The sequence below is a fragment of the Plantibacter flavus genome (genome assembly GCF_051487245.1).
Taxonomy (GTDB): domain Bacteria; phylum Actinomycetota; class Actinomycetes; order Actinomycetales; family Microbacteriaceae; genus Plantibacter; species Plantibacter flavus_B.
Map to the genome: position 1 here is coordinate 516,347 of NZ_JAHVDH010000004.1, position 15,795 is coordinate 532,141.

20 protein-coding genes are annotated in these 15,795 nt (G+C 68.9%); 12 read left to right on the forward strand and 8 right to left on the reverse strand.

From position 1 onward, the window contains the following. Positions 1-30 precede the first annotated feature (30 nt). Complete coding sequence (locus KXS11_RS12670; protein ID WP_437385949.1) at positions 31-852, reverse strand: helix-turn-helix domain-containing protein; 822 nt, start codon at positions 850-852, stop codon at positions 31-33. Between the two features lie 111 nt (positions 853-963). Here KXS11_RS12670 and KXS11_RS12675 point away from each other — a divergent pair, with 111 nt between their 5' ends. From KXS11_RS12675 to KXS11_RS12690, 4 genes are all read left to right on the forward strand, one after another. Continuing rightward, entirely contained in the window at positions 964-2,031 is a 1,068-nt protein-coding gene (locus tag KXS11_RS12675) for an ABC transporter substrate-binding protein (protein ID WP_437385950.1), read from the forward strand. Then, positions 2,003-3,046, forward strand: a complete 1,044-nt coding sequence (locus KXS11_RS12680) for a FecCD family ABC transporter permease (protein WP_437385951.1) — start codon at positions 2,003-2,005, stop codon at positions 3,044-3,046. The genes KXS11_RS12675 and KXS11_RS12680 overlap by 29 nt, the downstream gene beginning before the upstream one ends. Next, the gene (locus KXS11_RS12685; RefSeq protein ID WP_437385952.1) at positions 3,043-4,095 is read left to right on the forward strand and encodes a FecCD family ABC transporter permease; all 1,053 of its coding nucleotides are present in this window, start codon (positions 3,043-3,045) and stop codon (positions 4,093-4,095) included. Before KXS11_RS12680 ends, KXS11_RS12685 begins: the two co-directional genes overlap by 4 nt. Before the next feature lie 196 nt (positions 4,096-4,291). Further along, positions 4,292-4,690, forward strand: coding sequence for a hypothetical protein (locus tag KXS11_RS12690; protein WP_437385953.1), 399 nt, complete (start codon positions 4,292-4,294; stop codon positions 4,688-4,690). 118 nt (positions 4,691-4,808) lie between these two features. Here KXS11_RS12690 and KXS11_RS12695 read toward each other — a convergent pair whose 3' ends face one another. Continuing rightward, positions 4,809-5,297: a TetR/AcrR family transcriptional regulator gene (locus KXS11_RS12695; RefSeq protein ID WP_437385954.1), complete on the reverse strand. Its 489-nt coding sequence runs from the start codon at positions 5,295-5,297 to the stop codon at positions 4,809-4,811. A 441-nt stretch (positions 5,298-5,738) separates the two neighbouring features. Here KXS11_RS12695 and KXS11_RS12700 point away from each other — a divergent pair, with 441 nt between their 5' ends. From KXS11_RS12700 to KXS11_RS12710, 3 genes are all read left to right on the forward strand, one after another. Further along, positions 5,739-6,329 (forward strand): DUF1349 domain-containing protein, encoded by a 591-nt coding sequence (locus tag KXS11_RS12700; protein ID WP_437385955.1) that lies wholly within the window; start codon positions 5,739-5,741, stop codon positions 6,327-6,329. A gap of 11 nt (positions 6,330-6,340) precedes the next feature. Beyond that, positions 6,341-6,874: a putative immunity protein gene (locus KXS11_RS12705; RefSeq protein ID WP_437385956.1), complete on the forward strand. Its 534-nt coding sequence runs from the start codon at positions 6,341-6,343 to the stop codon at positions 6,872-6,874. Between the two features lie 134 nt (positions 6,875-7,008). Further along, positions 7,009-7,524 (forward strand): hypothetical protein, encoded by a 516-nt coding sequence (locus KXS11_RS12710; protein ID WP_437385957.1) that lies wholly within the window; start codon positions 7,009-7,011, stop codon positions 7,522-7,524. A gap of 100 nt (positions 7,525-7,624) precedes the next feature. Here the strand turns inward: KXS11_RS12710 and KXS11_RS12715 are convergent, their stop codons facing one another. From KXS11_RS12715 to KXS11_RS12735, 5 genes are all read right to left on the reverse strand, one after another. After that, a complete protein-coding gene (locus tag KXS11_RS12715; RefSeq protein ID WP_437385958.1) occupies positions 7,625-8,161 on the reverse strand; it encodes a hypothetical protein in 537 nt (178 codons plus the stop codon). 217 nt (positions 8,162-8,378) lie between these two features. Continuing rightward, positions 8,379-8,906 (reverse strand): hypothetical protein, encoded by a 528-nt coding sequence (locus KXS11_RS12720; protein WP_437385959.1) that lies wholly within the window; start codon positions 8,904-8,906, stop codon positions 8,379-8,381. A 251-nt stretch (positions 8,907-9,157) separates the two neighbouring features. Next, positions 9,158-9,934 carry a trehalose-phosphatase gene (gene otsB / locus KXS11_RS12725; protein WP_437385960.1) on the reverse strand — a complete coding sequence of 259 codons (777 nt, stop codon included), beginning with the start codon at positions 9,932-9,934 and terminating at the stop codon, positions 9,158-9,160. 90 nt (positions 9,935-10,024) lie between these two features. Further along, entirely contained in the window at positions 10,025-11,410 is a 1,386-nt protein-coding gene (locus KXS11_RS12730; protein WP_437385961.1) for an FAD-dependent oxidoreductase, read from the reverse strand. A 13-nt stretch (positions 11,411-11,423) separates the two neighbouring features. After that, entirely contained in the window at positions 11,424-11,645 is a 222-nt protein-coding gene (locus KXS11_RS12735; RefSeq protein WP_437385962.1) for a hypothetical protein, read from the reverse strand. A gap of 98 nt (positions 11,646-11,743) precedes the next feature. On the opposite strand from KXS11_RS12735, the gene KXS11_RS12740 reads away from it, so the two are divergent. Further along, positions 11,744-12,418, forward strand: a complete 675-nt coding sequence (locus KXS11_RS12740) for a helix-turn-helix domain-containing protein (protein ID WP_437385963.1) — start codon at positions 11,744-11,746, stop codon at positions 12,416-12,418. Between the two features lie 22 nt (positions 12,419-12,440). After that, positions 12,441-12,839: a low molecular weight phosphatase family protein gene (locus tag KXS11_RS12745; RefSeq protein WP_437385964.1), complete on the forward strand. Its 399-nt coding sequence runs from the start codon at positions 12,441-12,443 to the stop codon at positions 12,837-12,839. Positions 12,840-12,856: 17 nt separating this feature from the next. On the opposite strand, the gene KXS11_RS12750 is transcribed toward KXS11_RS12745, so the two are convergent. Next, positions 12,857-14,179, reverse strand: a complete 1,323-nt coding sequence (locus KXS11_RS12750) for an NAD(P)-binding domain-containing protein (RefSeq protein WP_437385965.1) — start codon at positions 14,177-14,179, stop codon at positions 12,857-12,859. Positions 14,180-14,263: 84 nt separating this feature from the next. Between KXS11_RS12750 and KXS11_RS12755 the strand changes: the two genes are divergently transcribed. Genes KXS11_RS12755 through KXS11_RS12765 form a run of 3 tightly spaced genes read left to right on the forward strand, consistent with a single transcriptional unit; the run spans position 14,264 to position 15,711 of the window. After that, positions 14,264-14,611 (forward strand): ArsR/SmtB family transcription factor, encoded by a 348-nt coding sequence (locus KXS11_RS12755; RefSeq protein ID WP_437385966.1) that lies wholly within the window; start codon positions 14,264-14,266, stop codon positions 14,609-14,611. Further along, positions 14,608-15,129 carry an N-acetyltransferase family protein gene (locus KXS11_RS12760; protein ID WP_437385967.1) on the forward strand — a complete coding sequence of 174 codons (522 nt, stop codon included), beginning with the start codon at positions 14,608-14,610 and terminating at the stop codon, positions 15,127-15,129. Before KXS11_RS12755 ends, KXS11_RS12760 begins: the two co-directional genes overlap by 4 nt. A 39-nt stretch (positions 15,130-15,168) precedes the next feature. Continuing rightward, positions 15,169-15,711, forward strand: coding sequence for a GNAT family N-acetyltransferase (locus KXS11_RS12765; protein WP_437385968.1), 543 nt, complete (start codon positions 15,169-15,171; stop codon positions 15,709-15,711). The last annotated feature ends 84 nt before the right edge of the window (positions 15,712-15,795 follow it).

Below are 15,795 nucleotides of genomic sequence, written 5' to 3' on the forward strand. Positions count from 1 at the left end.
CGCCCTCCTCGTCCCTGCGCAAGAACGAGGTCACGCTCCGCCCAGGTCCTCCCGGCTGCGCGCGGCGTAGACGGCGGGGGTCACCGAGAAACGGTTCCGGAACGCCCCGATGAAGCCGCCCACCGAGTCGTAGCCCACGGCTGGCGCGACGTCCTGCACCGCGGCACCCCGCACGAGCATGCCCGCCGCCGCGTGCAGGCGCACCCGCACCCGCCACTCGCGGAACGACCACCCCGTGCCGTTCGCGAACGCCCGAGCGATCGTCTTCGGACTGACACCCGCATGCGCTGCCCACTCGTCGAGGCCGCGCGGGTCCGCAGGGTCGGCGATCAGGGCCGACGCGATGGCACGCGCGCGGGGCTCACGGGGGAGGGCCAACGCCTCATCGTCGCGAGCGGCAGACGACAGCAGATCGACCAGGAGTGACCAGCAGCGCCACCGCCGCGGCCCGGCGGGCTCGGCGTCGACCAGGTGCAGGAGCAGTGCGCCCGCGAGGTCGTCGACCGCGACGGTCCGTGCGCCGTTCCAGCCACCACCTCGAGGGCGCAGCGCCGGATCGGCATAGACGCAGATGAGTTCTCCCGGCTCGCTGAAGCGCATCTCGTGCACCAGGCCCGCCGGGATCCAGGCGAGGTGCTCGCGACGCAGCTGCCGGTGATCGCCGAGCACCGCCAGCTCCATCGAGCCGGAGCTCATCCACGCAAGCTGGTCCTCCTGGTGGGAGTGCTCGTCGAACCGGGTCGTCGCGTCGACTCGAGCGCGCGAAACGAGGAATTGCCCCAGTGTCTCTTCGGCGTCATCGATGGTGCCGAAGAGGTCGATGTCAGGGTCGAGATGGTCGTGACCAGACATACAGCTGTCTCCTTCTGAGCATTCCTGTCCACTCGGAGCGATGGCGCAGAGCGATTAGGCAAGGCTAACCTGACAGGCGTCATCTCACCACCCGAATCGATGAAGGACCCCATGATCGCCCCGAAGCTCCACCGCGCCACGGCCACGACAGCCGCCCGCCTGCTCGCCGCGACGAGTGCACTCGTCCTCGTCGGCGTCGCACTCACCGCCTGTTCGAGCACCGCCGCGGCAGTTGCGGAGAACCCGGACTACACGACCGAACCCAGCGACACGTTCCCGGTGACGATCGAGCACGAGTACGGACAGGCGGTCATCCCGTCGGAGCCGCAGCGGATCGTCGTGGTCGGCCTGACCGAGCAGGACATCCTCCTCGAGCTCGGCGTCACGCCGATCGCGACGACCGAGTGGTACGGCGAGCAGCCCTCCGCGGTCTGGCCGTGGGCCACCGAGCTGCTGGGCGACGCCGAACCGACCGTGCTCAGCACGACCGACGGCTTGGAGTACGAGAAGATCGCGTCGCTCAAGCCAGACCTGATCATCGGGACGAACTCCGGCATGACCGAGGAGAACTACGAGAAGCTCGCGCAGATCGCACCGACCGTGACCAACGAGGAGGGCGCCGGGCTCTACTTCGCCGACTGGCAGGATCAGACCAGGACGGTCGCACGGGCCGTCGGCCGCTCGGCACAGGGTGAGGCGCTCATCACGGGCGTCGAGGAGGCCTACGCGGCAGCCGCAGCGGAGCACCCGGAGTTCGCGGGCCTCACGGCGTCGTTCTCGCAGGGCGGGCCGTGGGACGGCAACATGTGGGTGTACCCCGACGGTCTCAACACCGACTTCCTGACCGATCTCGGGTTCACGATCACGCCCGGGTTGGAGCAGTACGTTCCGAGCGAGGGCGGTCAGGCGCAGATCGCCGCCGAGAACATGGGCGTCATCGATGCCGACGTCATCGTGTTCGCGACGGAGTCGCCCGACGCCGTCCAGGAGGTGCTGCAGTTCGGGACCACCTCGAGCCTCAGCGCCGTCACCGGCGGGCACGCGGTGTTCACCGATGAGGTCCTCGCCGGCGCGATCTACTTCCTCACCCCCCTCAGCCAGAAGTACGTCCTCGAGAAGCTGGTGCCGCGCCTGGCCGACGCTGTCCGTGGTGAAGCTCCGCAACGCACCGACGGCTGAGCCGTCCGTGACCTCGCGCACCTTGCACGCGCGCCGGGTGCGGGGACTCGGGGTCGCGGTCGTGGGACTCGCGGCCGCGGTCCTGCTCAGCGTCCTCGTGGGTTCCCACCCCATCGGCCCGGCCGAGGTGTGGCGCGCACTCACGACGCCCGACGGCTCCGTCACCGACCTGGTCGTCCTCGACCTGCGGATCCCCCGCACGGTGGCGGGGGCCGTCGTCGGCGTCGGGTTGGGCGTCTCGGGAGCTCTGATCCAAGGCCTCACCCGCAATCCGCTCGGCGACCCCGGCATCCTCGGTGTCGACGCAGGCGCGGCGCTCTTCGTCGCGATCGGCGTCGTGCTCGGCGCGCGCACGCCCGCGCAGTACCTCCCGTTCGCGTTCGCGGGTGCCCTGGTCGTGACGGCCGTCGTGTACCTGATCGGTTCGGCGGGGCGGGGCGGGCCGGATCCCGTCCGGCTGACGCTCGCCGGTGTCGCCCTGGCTGCAGTGCTCACCGGCATCACCACCGCGATGATGCTCCTCGATCCGGTGACCTTCAACACGCTGCGCGGGTGGAACGCCGGTTCCTTCGTCGAGCGCGGCTTCGACGTCATCCTGCCGGCGCTCCCGTTCGTCGTCGCCGGCGTCGTCATCGCGCTGTTCTGCGCGCGGTCGCTGAACGCGCTGGCGCTCGGTGACGATCTCGCCTCCTCGCTCGGCTCACGCCTCGTGAGCACCCGGGTCCTGTCGATCGTCGCGATCACCCTGCTGGCCGGCGCGGCGACCGCCATCGCCGGGCCCATCGGCTTCGTCGGTCTCATGGTGCCGCACATCGCGCGCTGGATCGTCGGCCCCGACCAACGCTGGATCATCGCCTACTCGACCCTGATCGCACCGACCGTGCTGCTCGCGTCCGACGTGATCGGCCGGGTCATCCTCTGGCCGAGCGACGTCCCCGTCGGGATCGTCACCGCGTTCGTCGGTGCGCCCGTCCTGATCCACCTCGTGCGGCGTGCGAAAGCGAGCGCGCTGTGAACGGGGTCGACGCGGGACCCCGCACGATCGCCTGGCGCGGCCGCGGGCTCTCCCTCCGCTTCCGCCTGCGCACCGTCGTCGTGTGCGGCGTGTTCGGCGTCGTCGTGCTCACCCTGGCGTTGCTCGCGCTGTGTCTCGGCGACCTGCCCCTGTCCGTCGGGGAGGTCGCCTCGGTGTTCCTCGGTGGCCAGGGCGGCCTGGTGCAGACGGTGGTGCTCGAATGGCGCCTTCCGCGGGTCATCGCCGCCGTGCTCTTCGGTGCAGCGCTCGGGCTCTCGGGCGCGATCTTCCAGTCGATCACCCGCAACCCGCTCGCGAGCCCGGACATCATCGGGCTCACCGCCGGATCGTACGCCGGGGGCCTGGTCATGATCATCATGGTCGGTGCGGGTGCCGGGTCCGCCGTCGTCGCGGGCGGTGCCATCGGCGGTGGTCTGATCGCGACGGCGCTCGTCTACGTGCTCGCCTACCGCAGGGGCATCCAGGGTTTCCGCCTCATCGTCGTGGGTATCGGCGTCTCGGCGATGCTCCAGGCGCTCAGCTCGTACCTCGTGCTGCGGGCGAAGCTCGAGGTCGCGATGCTGGCCTCCGTCTGGGGTGCCGGTTCGTTGAACACGGTCGGTTGGGCGCAGCTCCTCCCTGCGGCGGCGGTGATCGCGGTCGCCGTCATCGCCCTCGGCCCGCTGGGCGGATCGCTCCGCCAGCTCGAGCTCGGCGACGATGCGGCACGGTCCCTGGGGTCGCGGGTCGAGCGTTCTCAGCTCGGTCTCGTGGCCTGTGCCGTCGCACTCACGGCCGTCGTCACGGGAGCGGCCGGGCCGATAGCGTTCGTCGCGCTCGCCGCTCCGCAGATCGCACGGCGGATCACCCGCACAGCCGGCATCGCGCTGGTGCCGTCCGCGCTCCTCGGCGCCGTCATCCTGCTTGCGTCCGACATCGTCGCGCAGCATGCGCTGCCGACCTCACTCCCGGTCGGCGTCATCACCGTGGTCGTCGGTGGCTGCTACCTCATCTGGCTCCTCGTCCACGAGGTGCGGAGCAGGCGGTAGGAGACGGAACGTGCCCGATGAACCCGGGGCGAGGTTCCCAGGCTCCTGCCGACGATCGATCTGACCGGGGCTGGTTCTCCCGATGCCCGAGTGAGACGCGCGCTCGCGAGTAGCACGCCCCCTGGGTTGACTTCAAGCGACGCGTGATGGGTACGGTGTCGGCTTCGGAAACGAATGAGACAAAGGAGTATCTCTGATGCGTACGAAGTTTTCTCGGATCCTGATCACCGCAGTCGCCGCGATGGGGCTGACCGTCGGCGCAGCCGGCGCCGCGAACGCCGAACCGGCCGGCCAGTACGAGTACGTCTGCGTCGGCACCGACGGCTCGTCCTACAGCATGGCCCACGGCACGGCCCTGAGCAGCTGCAAGGGCTCCTACCTGCAGAAGTACATCAACGGTCAGCAGATCGAGACCATCGCCCTCACCGGGCATGGGACCGTCGCAGACCCGAACGCCATCAACATGGACTGCGTGGTCGCCATCGTCGGCACCGGCGCGTCGGCATACGGCATCGTCCAGACGGCGGGCACCGGCGTCATCGCCTACGTCGGCCTGGCTGCCTCGGTCTACGGGCTGAAGTCCTGCGTGGCGTGACCGCTCTCGCAGCAACGGGAGGGGCCCTGGGAATTCATCCCGGGGCCCCTTCGCGGTGCAGGCAGAACAGAGCAACCGGCGGCCCAGTGTGAGTCCGCCCGGTGATCCTTCTCGTCGCTCACCGTGTGCTGGCTGCTTGCAGTTCCACGGCCGTCTCCTGGAGGTGCCCGACGATCGCGCGTGCAGATGGTGGTCGTCCGGCGAGCAGCTCGAGGTGGATCGCCGCGGTGATCAGCGCAGAGACCAGTGTCGCCGAGGGGTTCGGAGGCCGCCCAGCGCCCGTCAGATGATCGCGTGAGAACGCGGTGAGCACGTCGAGCAATCGGGTCGCGGAGCCTGGATCGCGGAGCGACGTCTCGTAGACGGCCTGGTGCTGCCGAACGTGCTCGGTCACATGACTGATCAGCCACGAGAGCGAGCGATCTGGTGCGCTGCTCGCTGTGGACGGCCGATCGAGTTGGCTTCGGATGACGCCGGCGAGGAGGGACGTCGTGTCCGGGGCGTGCTGGTAGAACGTCGAGCGATGCACCCCGGCTTCCCGGGCGACTTCCGTCACGGACAGCTCCGAGGTCGGTCGCTCTGCTGCCAGGGTCAGGATCGTGGTCATGAGCGCTGCTTGGGTCTGGCGCTGCCGTGCGTCAGTTCGCCAGCCTGCGAGAGCCTCGGTGGGACGTTTGCGGGTCACGGTGTTCCTTGTGGTGAATCGGAGGTCCTGACGGTGGTCGGGAGCGACCGGGCTTGTGGTGCGGGCCGTGTTCGGGCAAGGCCCGCACCGTTCCGAGCGCGTTTCGGGCACGCTTCGGACGGGTGCAGAGGTCGTCTGCGCCGGGTCACTCCCAACAGGGAGAGTTCGACGGATGGGATTCGTGACGCGAATTGCCTGATTCAGAGGAGGGCGCTGTTGCGGGCTTCCTGCGGAGGCGACGGTAGGATCGCTGACCTCGATGTCATTCGCCGTGGTGATGCCGGTGTTGCCGGTGTTGCGGCGATCGAAAACTCGATCCGCTCGCCGACGTCGAGGATGCCGTTGGCATTTCGAAAGGACACCATGACGGACACGATCGCTTGGACCAGCGGGACCTGGACGAACGAACCTGAGCGCGTCTCCGCCGACGGGGACGGACTGCGGGTCACGGCCCGCGAGGGCAGCGACGCGTGGCGCACCACCTCCTACGGGTTCGTCCACGCCTCAGAGCACGCGTTGCTGGCGTCGTTCGCCCCTGAATCTGCGGTCGAGGTGCAGTTCCACCTCGACTTCTCCGAGCAGTTCGACCAGGCCGGGTTGTTCGTCAAGGTCGACGACGAGACCTGGATCAAGGCCGGCGTGGAACTCAGTGACGGGGAGGAGAGCCTGGGTGCCGTCGTGACGAGGGGCGCCTCGGACTGGTCGTTGGCCCCGGTGCCCGCCTGGGCAGGTCGGTTGGTGACGGTTCGCGGGAGCCGTTCGGGCGATGCGCTCACTGTGCGCGCCCGCGTCGACGACGAGCCGTGGCGACTGGTTCGTGTCGCACCCCTCGACCCGAATGCCACAGTGATGGCCGGGCCGTTCTGCTGCGCGCCGTCCCGTGCCGGCCTCACGGTTCGGTTCACGTCGTGGCGGCGCACCGCGGCGGACGCCAGCCTGCACCCCGAGGCCTGAGGGGTGACGGTATGCCCTCCCCGCAGACGTTGAGTGAACCAGACCGTCGCCGCGTTGCCGCCTGGGCAGCTGACTGTGCTGAGCGGGTCTTGCCCGTGTTCGAGGCGGAGGCTCCGGAAGACGGCCGACCACAGGATGCCATCGCCCGCGCGCGAGCGTTCGCAGACGGCGAGTTGGATGCCGCAGGTGAGATCCGTCGACGATTCGTGGCGAATCGGGCTTCGCACGCGGTGACGTCGCCTGCGGCCAAAGCCGCAGCCTGGGCAGCGGGGCAAGCCGCGGGTGTCGCGCACATGGGCGCGCATGCTCTCGGTGCCGCGGCCTACGCAGCGAAGGCTGCTGAGCTCGCGGCCCCGGGAAGCGGCGGCGCGGCCGAACTCGCGTGGCAGCTCGAACACCTGAGCGACCCGGTCCGATCCGCACTCCAGCAACTGCCGCTCCTCGGAGAAGACCCTTCGGGCCCGCTCGGCTCCGGGCTGCTCGCCTCGGGAACGCTCGGTGCGCACATCCGGTCGCTTCAGGAGGCACTGGGGCGAACGCGCTAGTCCCGGCCGTTCCATGGACCACTCGCCTGGCGCACGCGTTCCGTCAGGATCGACCGAAGGCGCGCATGGGTTCCGTGAGGGGCCGCCCGTCGCCCTCCGCCCCGGAGTAGACCGGATGTCAGACGCACATTCTGATGGAGGCAGCGCGCATGAGCAGCATGAATTCCCTGGTCTGGTATCACCGGGCGGCGCTGGCCCGCAACAGCCGCGGTGTGTGGCCGTTGGAGTCCAGCGTGCAGGAGACAGACGTGCTGCTGGGCGAGGAGTCGCTCCTCCACCTGGCTGAGGCAGAGGGAACCCCGATGCTGCGCAACGCACCGGGTGAGAACGGTCGCGTCGTGTCCGTCCTGGTCACACGCATCGAAGCGGTGATCGAAGCACTCGACTTCGCTGGCATCGACGTGTGGACCGACGCGGAGATCACCGGATGCCGGCCGCTGCTGCGCCATGCGCGCATCATCGGCCGACCTGCGGGGCCGGGCACGGTACAGGCGCGGATGCGACCGACGGCGGTGACGTGGAGCCGCGAGGAGTGCGTCGAGCTGCCATCGGACGTTCGGCAGGGTGACCTCGTTGCGATCCCCTGCGAGGGGCCTACCGCGTTGTACGACGTGCAGCGCCACTCCCGCCACGAGCGGATCATCGACTGATCCCTCGTGGGGCGTACCGCCATTCCACGGGGTGTATTCAAACTGTTCGACGGTGCTCGGGCGTCATCGGCGCTCGACCGGCGACACTGAGCTGAGGCGGTCACGACGCCGCGCTTCCTCCGGTCGGGGCCGTGCCGCCCGGACGCAGCTGCCGGAGCACTGCAGTGCCTCGGCACGGCATGGCGAGCAGGTCGCCGGGTGCGAGGTCGCGGGGGAGCAGGACGCGCTGATCGACGTCGGGTCGATCCGGTCGGCACTCGCTGTCGATGCGGAACTCGACCGTGTGGGTCGTGGAGGCACGCCCGATCAGTCGGAGCTCCGACCAGCACGGGTCGAGCTCCGACATGCAGGCGTCGATGACGAGGTGATAGCCGCCCTCACCGAACGTCGCAGACACGACGCGCGTGACGACGACCGTGGTCTGCTCTGACGGTGACGGACGCCCGCCGGAACCGGGGATGACGGCAGCAGCGGTGTGCACGCAGGGGCTCCCGCACAGTTCGAACAGGCGCACCATCGGAACTCCGGCGACGACCACATCCGTCGTGGTGAGGCTGGTGCATTCGGGCCATCGGTCGGCGACGAACGGGTCGGGGATGCTTCGGCGCAGCGAGGGCAGGATCGTCGTGAGGGTCATGACTCGCTCCCGGAGAGCGCTGCGAAGAGGGGTCTGAGCGGGTCCGAAACGGCCGATGGGATGTGCATGACGTCCGGTCTACGCCCCGGCATTCGCGCAGGCGAGCGTCTTCACGACATCCATACGTCGGTCGCCGGAAACGTGACGGTTCACATACGCTCACCGTGGTTCCGACCGCCGCGTCGTGAGCGGTCGGGCCGACGCAGGGGACGATCGGTCAGTGGGCCCCGGTCACGGCCAGGGCGATGGCGATGATGCCGCACGCGATCGCGCCGAACGCGACACTCCCGACCGCCGTCCACAGTCCGATCTTCGCGCTGCGACCGAGCCCCGGTCGAAGTCCGAGCTGCTCGCCGATCTCCTTGATGCGTGCTCGCTCGTTGTCCGGGCTGAACGCGACCTCGAAGCCACCTGGCGAGGTGCCCAACATGATCACCCTGCCGTACCGGACACGACCGGACTGCACGGAGAACGACCACGAGAGCCTCGGCACGAACCCGTTCACGCCAGCGGACCAACTCATGCTCCTGAGCGTGTCGTTGATGCTGAACCGCCGCCGTCTCTCGTCCACACGCACGGTGTAGGTGATGCTGTCCGACACGTCGTTCAGTTGCAGCACGTTCCACCACTGCGCGTCAGCCAGGTTGAAGCCCACCGTGAAGCCTCCGGCGATCGGGGTCACGGCAAAGGGGGTGTTCTGGAGTTCGGCTTCGACGAGCCACTGGTACTCCTCGAGGACGGTCACCGGCTCAACGTATCGGGTTTCGACGGTCTGATGCCGGTCGGTGCCCTCCGGGGCGAGACGCTCCCGTGTCCCATGCCGGTGCCGGAGGCAGCCCGCGTGCTGCGCGTTCCTTCTTCAGGAGCTCCTCGACGAGGGTCGGCTCGGCTGCGGTTCGACGATCGGTGAGAGGCTACCCCGAACGGTCCGCCGGTGTTCGGTCGACGATGCGCACGAGGTGTCACGGAACGAGCGGTCAGCGCCGGGTGACCCGATCAGCTCAGGGAATCGTAGAGTTCCTTGAGCCAGGTCTGGAACTCCTCGGGGCCGTGGAAGTGGGTCCCTGGGACGCGGCTCACCTCCGGCGCGACATCGGAGGCTTCGACGACGAGAGCATACCCGCCGGTGGCGAGCGCGGCCTCGAACGCCGGGAGGTCGCCGCGGTCATCGCCCGCGTATGCGACGGTGCGCAATCCGTGAGTGCGGATGATCCGGTGCAGCGCCGTGCCCTTGTCCTCGTCCAACGGCATCCGCAGCTCCTCGACGAGCTTGCCGGGTTCCCGTCTGAGCCCGTACGTGTAGCGCACGCGTTCGACGAGTGGAGCGATCGACGTCTCGGCCGCCTCGCGGTCGGGTGCACGTCGCCAGTGCACGGCGACCGCAAGTGACTTGTCCTCGACATGGACGCCGTCGACGTCGTCGAGTTCCCGGTGGAGATCCCGGGTCGCAGCGTCGACGGCTGCTGCCCATTCCCGGGCCTCGCGGAGGACATCGATGCCATCAGCGGTGAGGTGCTCGAGCCCGTACGAACCGTAGAGGTGCACGCCGGGGATCGAGGCTCGTTCGGCCAGGAAGCTCACTGGTCGCCCGGAGAGCAGTGCGACAGCGGAGAGCTTCTCGGCCAGGCTCTCGAGGATCTTCTCCGTGCCCGGCATCAACTCGCTCTTGGCCGGATCGTCCGTGATCGGCGAGAGCACACCGTCGAAGTCCATCACCAGACCCGCACCGGGGCCCGAGCTGAGAGCGTGGATGACGTCGTTATCAGAACTCACCCGCCCACCCTAGCTCCGTCCGTCGGGCGCCAGACGTGCAGACATGTCGAGTGTCCGCTGGGCGTGCCCGAAGCGACGGCCGTTCTCCGCTCACAGGTCTATCGGTTGGCTCAGCACATCGCGGCTCCATGCCTGTGTGGCCACCTGCACGGCATCCCACGGGGACCCGAGCGGCGGTGTGTAGGAGAGGTCGAGGTCGCTCATCGCGTCGATCCTCATGCCATGGTGCAGCGCGGTGGCATAGGTGTCGACGCGCTTGGCGATTTCCGCGCCGCGGGTGCCGACGAGTTGTGCGCCGAGCAGCAACCCGCTGTCGGTGGCCCCGGTGATGCGGATGCTGATCGGGGTGGCTCCCGGGTAGTAGGCCTTGTGGTCGTCCGCGATCGCCGTCGAACTGTGCGGCGAGTACCCGGCCGTGACCGCTTCCTGGTCCCGGAGGCCAGTGCGTGCGGCGACCAGGTCGAAGACCTTCACCACCTGGGTGCCGAGTGACCCGGCGAACCGGGCGTTCCCGCCGATCGCGTTCTCACCTGCGACGCGGCCCTGCTTGTGCGAGGTGGTGCCGAGGGGCAGATAGGTGACGCCCAGCAGGCGGTGGTGGGTGACGATGCCGTCGCCGGCCGCCCAGACGTGTGGCAGGCCGGTGCGCATCTGCTCGTCGACGACGACCGCGCCGCCCGGTCCGGTGGAAGCGCCGGCCTCGGTGAGCAGGCTCGTGTTCGGGCGCACACCGACGACCACCAGCACGAGCTCGGCACCACGCTCGAACGCCCTCCCGTCCTGCTGCCCGGACACGGTCAGGCCGCTGCTCGTCTTGTTGATCCGCTCAACGCGGGTGCCGGTCACGACGTCGACGCCGTGCCGGGTGAGTTCGTCATGGACGAGCGAGCCGAGTTCGGGATCGAGGGTGGAGAGCACCTCGGGGCCGCGCTGCACCTGGGTGACCTGCAGGCCGCGGACGGTGAGCGCTTCGGCCATTTCCAGGCCCACGTATCCGGCGCCGACGATGATCGCGGATCCCGGCTGATGCGTGTCGAGGTAGTTCTCGAGCGCGAAGGTGTCGCCCATGGAGTGCAGCAGATGCACGCCGTCGTCGGGGCCGAGCTGGTCGAGCCCGGCGATGCCCGCGGTGGACGGGGAGGCTCCGGTGCCGACCATGAGTTCGTCGTAGGCGATCGTCGACTCCGTGCCGCGCTCATCGCGCACGGTGAGGCGCTGACCTGCGACGTCGATGCCGGTGGCCAGGGTGTTCAGCCGCAAGCGCATGCCGGTGGCTTCGAGGTCGGCGTGGGTGCGGTGCGCGAGCGACTGCCACGGCTGGACCTCGCGGGAGAAGTAGTAGGGGATGCCGCAGATGGAGAAGTTCGGGTACGCGTCCGCGACGATCACGGTCACGTCTACGGAGGGGTCGAGTTCTCGGGCGCGGAGGGCCGTGGAGATGCCGGCGTCGCTGCCGCCGATGACTGCGAGATGCATGAGGTGGTGCCTTTCAGATCTTGGCTTCGAGAGGATGAGGAACGACGACGTCGGCCGTGCTGCGTGAGGTGCTCGGGTCCAGCACGAGCACCAGGATGAGCCCGGCGGTCGCGACGACCTCACCGAGCAGGCTCCCGGCGCTCACCCGATCGGTCGTGGAGAACGACGGGGCGGTGTCGAACATGGACCCGGCGAGCACGGTCCCTGCGATCCCGCCGAGGACTTGCGCAGCCATATACGCGGCGATGCCACGGCGCGACGGAGCAGATGCGGGCGGGCTTTCATGGCGGCACCATCTTGACTCACAAAGTTACTTCAGTCAATATTGAAGCAATGAACATCGAACGAAATGATGCGGTCGAGGCGCGGGCGGCGAAGCACGCCGCGCTGAGCGACCCGACGCGCCTGCAGGTGATCGACCTGCTCACCCTGGGAGACCTGTCCCCGACAGAGATCCGGGTGGCGCTCGGCGTGCCCGGAAACCTCATCACCCACCACCTGAACGTGCTCGAATCGGTCGGCATGATCACCCGGCACACCTCCGAGGGTGACCGGCGGCGCAGCTATGTGCACCTGACGAGCGGCGCATTCAACGGCCTCGTCCCGGGTGCTGCAGGCACCGCGAGCCGCGTGGTGTTCGTGTGCTCCGCGAACTCCGCACGCTCCCAGCTCGCCGCCGCCCTGTGGGTGCAGCAGAGCAGCATCCCCGTCGCCTCCGGTGGCACCCACCCCGCTGAGCGGATCGCGCCGGGCGCGCTCGCCACCGCCGAACGTCATCAGCTCGCCCTCCCGGCGACCGCGCCGAGCGCCCTCGACACGGTGCTGGGCGCGGACGACTTCGTCATCACCGTGTGCGACAACGCGCACGAGGACATCGGCTTCACCGGAGACCTGCACTGGTCGATCCCGGACCCCGTGCGAGTCGGCACCGATGCCGCGTTCGACGCCGCCTACGCCGAATTGGAGCGCCGCATCGCGGACCTTGCTCCCCGCCTGCTCGCCTCCTGACCAGAAAGCACCAGCACGCACCATGACCACGACCAAGCCTGTCGTCCTGTTCATCTGCCAGCACAACGCCGGCCGCTCCCAACTCGGCGCAGCCCTGCTTGAACACCTCGCCGGTGACCGCTTCACCGCAACCTCAGCGGGCCTCGACCCATCAGGCGCGGTGAACCCCGCCGTCGCGGCAACCGTCGCCGAGCTCGGACTCGACATCACCGACCGCGTCCCGCGCGCCGTGACCGCAGCGGACCTGGATCAGGCCGACGTCGTGGTGCTCATGAAGTCCGGGCTGACCCTGCCGTCTAGCCCGCGTGGTGAGGTGTTTGCATGGTCGTTCCCGAACCCCGAGGCCTGGGACGCCGAGGCCGTGCGTCCGCTGCGAGAAGCCGTGACCGAGCAGATCCGCACGACCTTGCTCACCCGGTAGCTCCCCGCAGCGTGCGGTCAGACGCTTGCTGGGGCGCGGCCGATCTGCAGCACCTGTTCCGGCACCGCGCAGCACGAACCACCCAGCGACGCACCGGCCGCGTCGAACAGGCCGGCCCCGCCACAGACACCCGTGTCCGGGAGGACGAGTTCCACCCGCTCGGCTGCAGCCTGGTCACCTGCCAGGGCGGCGACGACCGAACGCACCTGCTCATAGCCGGTCATCGCGAGGAACGTCGGCGCACGCCCGTAGGACTTCGCACCGACGATGTAGAAGTCCGGTTCCGGTTGCGCGAGGTCCCGTGCTCCGGTCGCGGCGACCGAGCCGCACGAGTGCAGGTTCGGGTCGACCTCGGCCGCGATCCGCACCGGAGCCTGGAGGGTCGGGTCGAGCTCGATCCGCAGCTCGGACAGGAACGACAGGTCAGGCCGGAACCCGGTCAGCACGATCACCCGGTCCGCGGCGGGCAGCTCTCGGCCATCCTCGGACACCAGGACGGTCCGGTCGCCGTCGCGGGCAACGCGCTCGACCCGGAACCCGGTGACAAGGTTGATGAGGCCACCGTCGACGAGCTCTCTCGCCTTCGCACCCAGCGCGCCGCGCGCGGGCAGCTCGTCAGCGTCGCCGCCGCCGAACGTGTTCCCCACCGTGCCGCGGCGCAGCACCCAGGTGATCGTCGTGTCCGGAGCCCGGCGCGCGACCCGGGCCAACGCGATCGCGGCCGTCACCGCCGAGTGACCAGAGCCGACGACGACGGTGTGCTTGCCCTCGAACCCGGCCCGGTTCCGGAAGTCCGGAATCTGGTAGCTGAGCGTCTCGGACGCCGCCCGCTCCCCGAGCGCCGGCAGACCGTCAGCACCAGCCGGGTTCGGCGTCGACCAGGTGCCCGAGGCGTCGATGACCGCGCGAGCATCGAGCCGATACTCTGTCCCGTCCGCCGCCTCGACGTGCACGGTGAACGGCTGCTCCGCACGCCCGGCGTCCACGAGTCGGTCACGACCGCGCCGCGACACCCCCACCACACGAGCATCGAACCGCACCCGCTTCCCCAGGGTGTCAGCGAGCGGCGCGAGATAGGAGCTGATCCACTGCGCGCCGGTCGGGTACCCGGTCGTCGGAGCCGTCCATCCGGTCGGCGCGAGCAGTCGCGCGGAGGCCGCGTCGACGAGCTCGGACCAGTCCGAGAACAACCGCACGTGACCCCACTCCGACACCGCAGCCGCAGCCGAAGAACCGGCCTCCAGCACCAGCACCGGCAAATCCCGCTCCAGCAGGTGCGCCGCAGCAGCCAAGCCCTGGGGGCCGGCACCAATCACGATCACGGGCAGCTCGTTCAGCATCGTCAACTCCAATCGACAATCATCAATGCATCGACACTGATCCATGTATCGACAGATGTCAATACGACGTGTCAGACTGTGTCCATGCCGATCGAACTGCCACTCCTGGAAGCCGACGCCGCCGCCTGCTGCACCCCCGTCACCGGCGGCGTGCTCGCACTCGACGAAGCCGAACGGATCGCCCACACCTTCAAAGCGCTCGGCGACCCGACCCGCGTGCGCCTCCTCTCCCTGATCGCTGCCAGCGACGGCGGTGAGGCGTGCATCTGCGACCTCACCGAGCCCGTCGGGCTCTCGCAGCCCACCGTGTCGCATCACATGAAGATCCTTGTGGACGCAGGACTTGCCACCCGTGAACAGCGCGGCCGTTGGGCGTACTTCCGCGTCATCACCGACGGGCTCGAACGCGCATCCCAAGCGATCCGTCCGTGACCGGCGTCGTAACGGTCCGTTCTCTCGTCGCCGCCGACTGGAGTTCCGTCGAAGCCATCTACCGCGAGGGCATCGCCATCGGTAACGCCACTTTCGAAGCCGAGCCCCCGAGCTGGGAACAGTTCGACGCGGGCAAACTCACCATCGGCCGGCTCGTTGCCGTCCACGAGTCGGGGACCGTGCTGGGTTGGGTCGCAGCATCACCCGTCTCTGCGCGCGAGGTGTACCGCGGCGTCGTCGAGCACTCCGTCTATGTCGCGTCCGCAGCAGCTGGACGAGGTGTCGGTACGCAGCTCCTTGCGGGCTTCATCGACGCTGCTGAAGCCGCAGGAATCTGGACGATCCAGTCGAGCGTCTTCCCCGAGAACACCGCGAGCCTCGCACTCCACGACAAAGCAGGCTTCCGCATCGTCGGACGACGCGAACGCATTGCGCGCATGAGCTACGGCCCGTGGGCCGGTCACTGGCGCGACACCGTTCTCATCGAGCGACGAGCATCGAGTGACGAGCAGAGGTGAACGCGGAGGAGTGTTCGCAAGGTGGCTACAGTTGGAGCCGTGTTCACCGCGTCCAACCTCGGAGACGGCATCGACCTGCGGCCGCTGACCCTCGACGATGCGGGGGCGCTCGCCGAAGCCTATTCGCGCAATCGCACTCATCTGGCGCCCTGGGAGCCTGCCCGGCAGGACGGGTTCTTCACCGAGGCCGCGCAATCGGCAGACCTCGTCAGCAGGATCGCGGCGAGTGACGCCGGGAACGCCTACTCCCTCGGCCTGTTCGACGGCACGACCATCGTCGGGCGGTTCAACGTGGCGGGAATCGTGCGCGGCCCGTTCCAGAGCGCAGCGCTCGGCTACTGGGTGGATGGGCGGTACACCGGCAAGGGTCTCGCGAGCGCGACGGTGCAGACGATTGTCCGCATGGCCCGCGACGATCTCGGCCTGCACCGACTCGAGGCGAGCACCCTGCTGCACAACGTCCCGTCACAGCGAGTACTGCTCAAGGCCGGCTTCGAGCACATCGGTATGGCCCCGCAGTACCTGCAGATCGCCGGCGTCTGGCAAGACCACAACCTCTATCAGACGATCCTCCACCTCTGAGCAGCGGCGCCTGGGAGAGCCACGGGCCAGACGCCCTCGGGTACGAGTCCTGACTGCATCGGCGTCACGTCCACTAGCGTGTGT

Bases quoted from the DNA above. Each gene is read 5' to 3' on its own strand.
- KXS11_RS12670 (WP_437385949.1), bottom strand. From the start codon at position 852: ATGTCTGGTCACGACCATCTCGACCCTGACATCGACCTCTTCGGCACC.
- KXS11_RS12675 (WP_437385950.1), top strand. From the start codon at position 964: ATGATCGCCCCGAAGCTCCACCGCGCCACGGCCACGACAGCCGCCCGC.
- KXS11_RS12690 (WP_437385953.1), top strand. From the start codon at position 4,292: ATGCGTACGAAGTTTTCTCGGATCCTGATCACCGCAGTCGCCGCGATG.
- KXS11_RS12695 (WP_437385954.1), bottom strand. From the start codon at position 5,297: ATGACCACGATCCTGACCCTGGCAGCAGAGCGACCGACCTCGGAGCTG.
- KXS11_RS12700 (WP_437385955.1), top strand. From the start codon at position 5,739: ATGACGGACACGATCGCTTGGACCAGCGGGACCTGGACGAACGAACCT.
- KXS11_RS12705 (WP_437385956.1), top strand. From the start codon at position 6,341: ATGCCCTCCCCGCAGACGTTGAGTGAACCAGACCGTCGCCGCGTTGCC.
- KXS11_RS12710 (WP_437385957.1), top strand. From the start codon at position 7,009: ATGGAGGCAGCGCGCATGAGCAGCATGAATTCCCTGGTCTGGTATCAC.
- KXS11_RS12715 (WP_437385958.1), bottom strand. From the start codon at position 8,161: ATGACCCTCACGACGATCCTGCCCTCGCTGCGCCGAAGCATCCCCGAC.
- KXS11_RS12730 (WP_437385961.1), bottom strand. From the start codon at position 11,410: ATGCATCTCGCAGTCATCGGCGGCAGCGACGCCGGCATCTCCACGGCC.
- KXS11_RS12735 (WP_437385962.1), bottom strand. From the start codon at position 11,645: ATGGCTGCGCAAGTCCTCGGCGGGATCGCAGGGACCGTGCTCGCCGGG.
- KXS11_RS12740 (WP_437385963.1), top strand. From the start codon at position 11,744: ATGAACATCGAACGAAATGATGCGGTCGAGGCGCGGGCGGCGAAGCAC.
- KXS11_RS12745 (WP_437385964.1), top strand. From the start codon at position 12,441: ATGACCACGACCAAGCCTGTCGTCCTGTTCATCTGCCAGCACAACGCC.
- KXS11_RS12750 (WP_437385965.1), bottom strand. From the start codon at position 14,179: ATGCTGAACGAGCTGCCCGTGATCGTGATTGGTGCCGGCCCCCAGGGC.
- KXS11_RS12755 (WP_437385966.1), top strand. From the start codon at position 14,264: ATGCCGATCGAACTGCCACTCCTGGAAGCCGACGCCGCCGCCTGCTGC.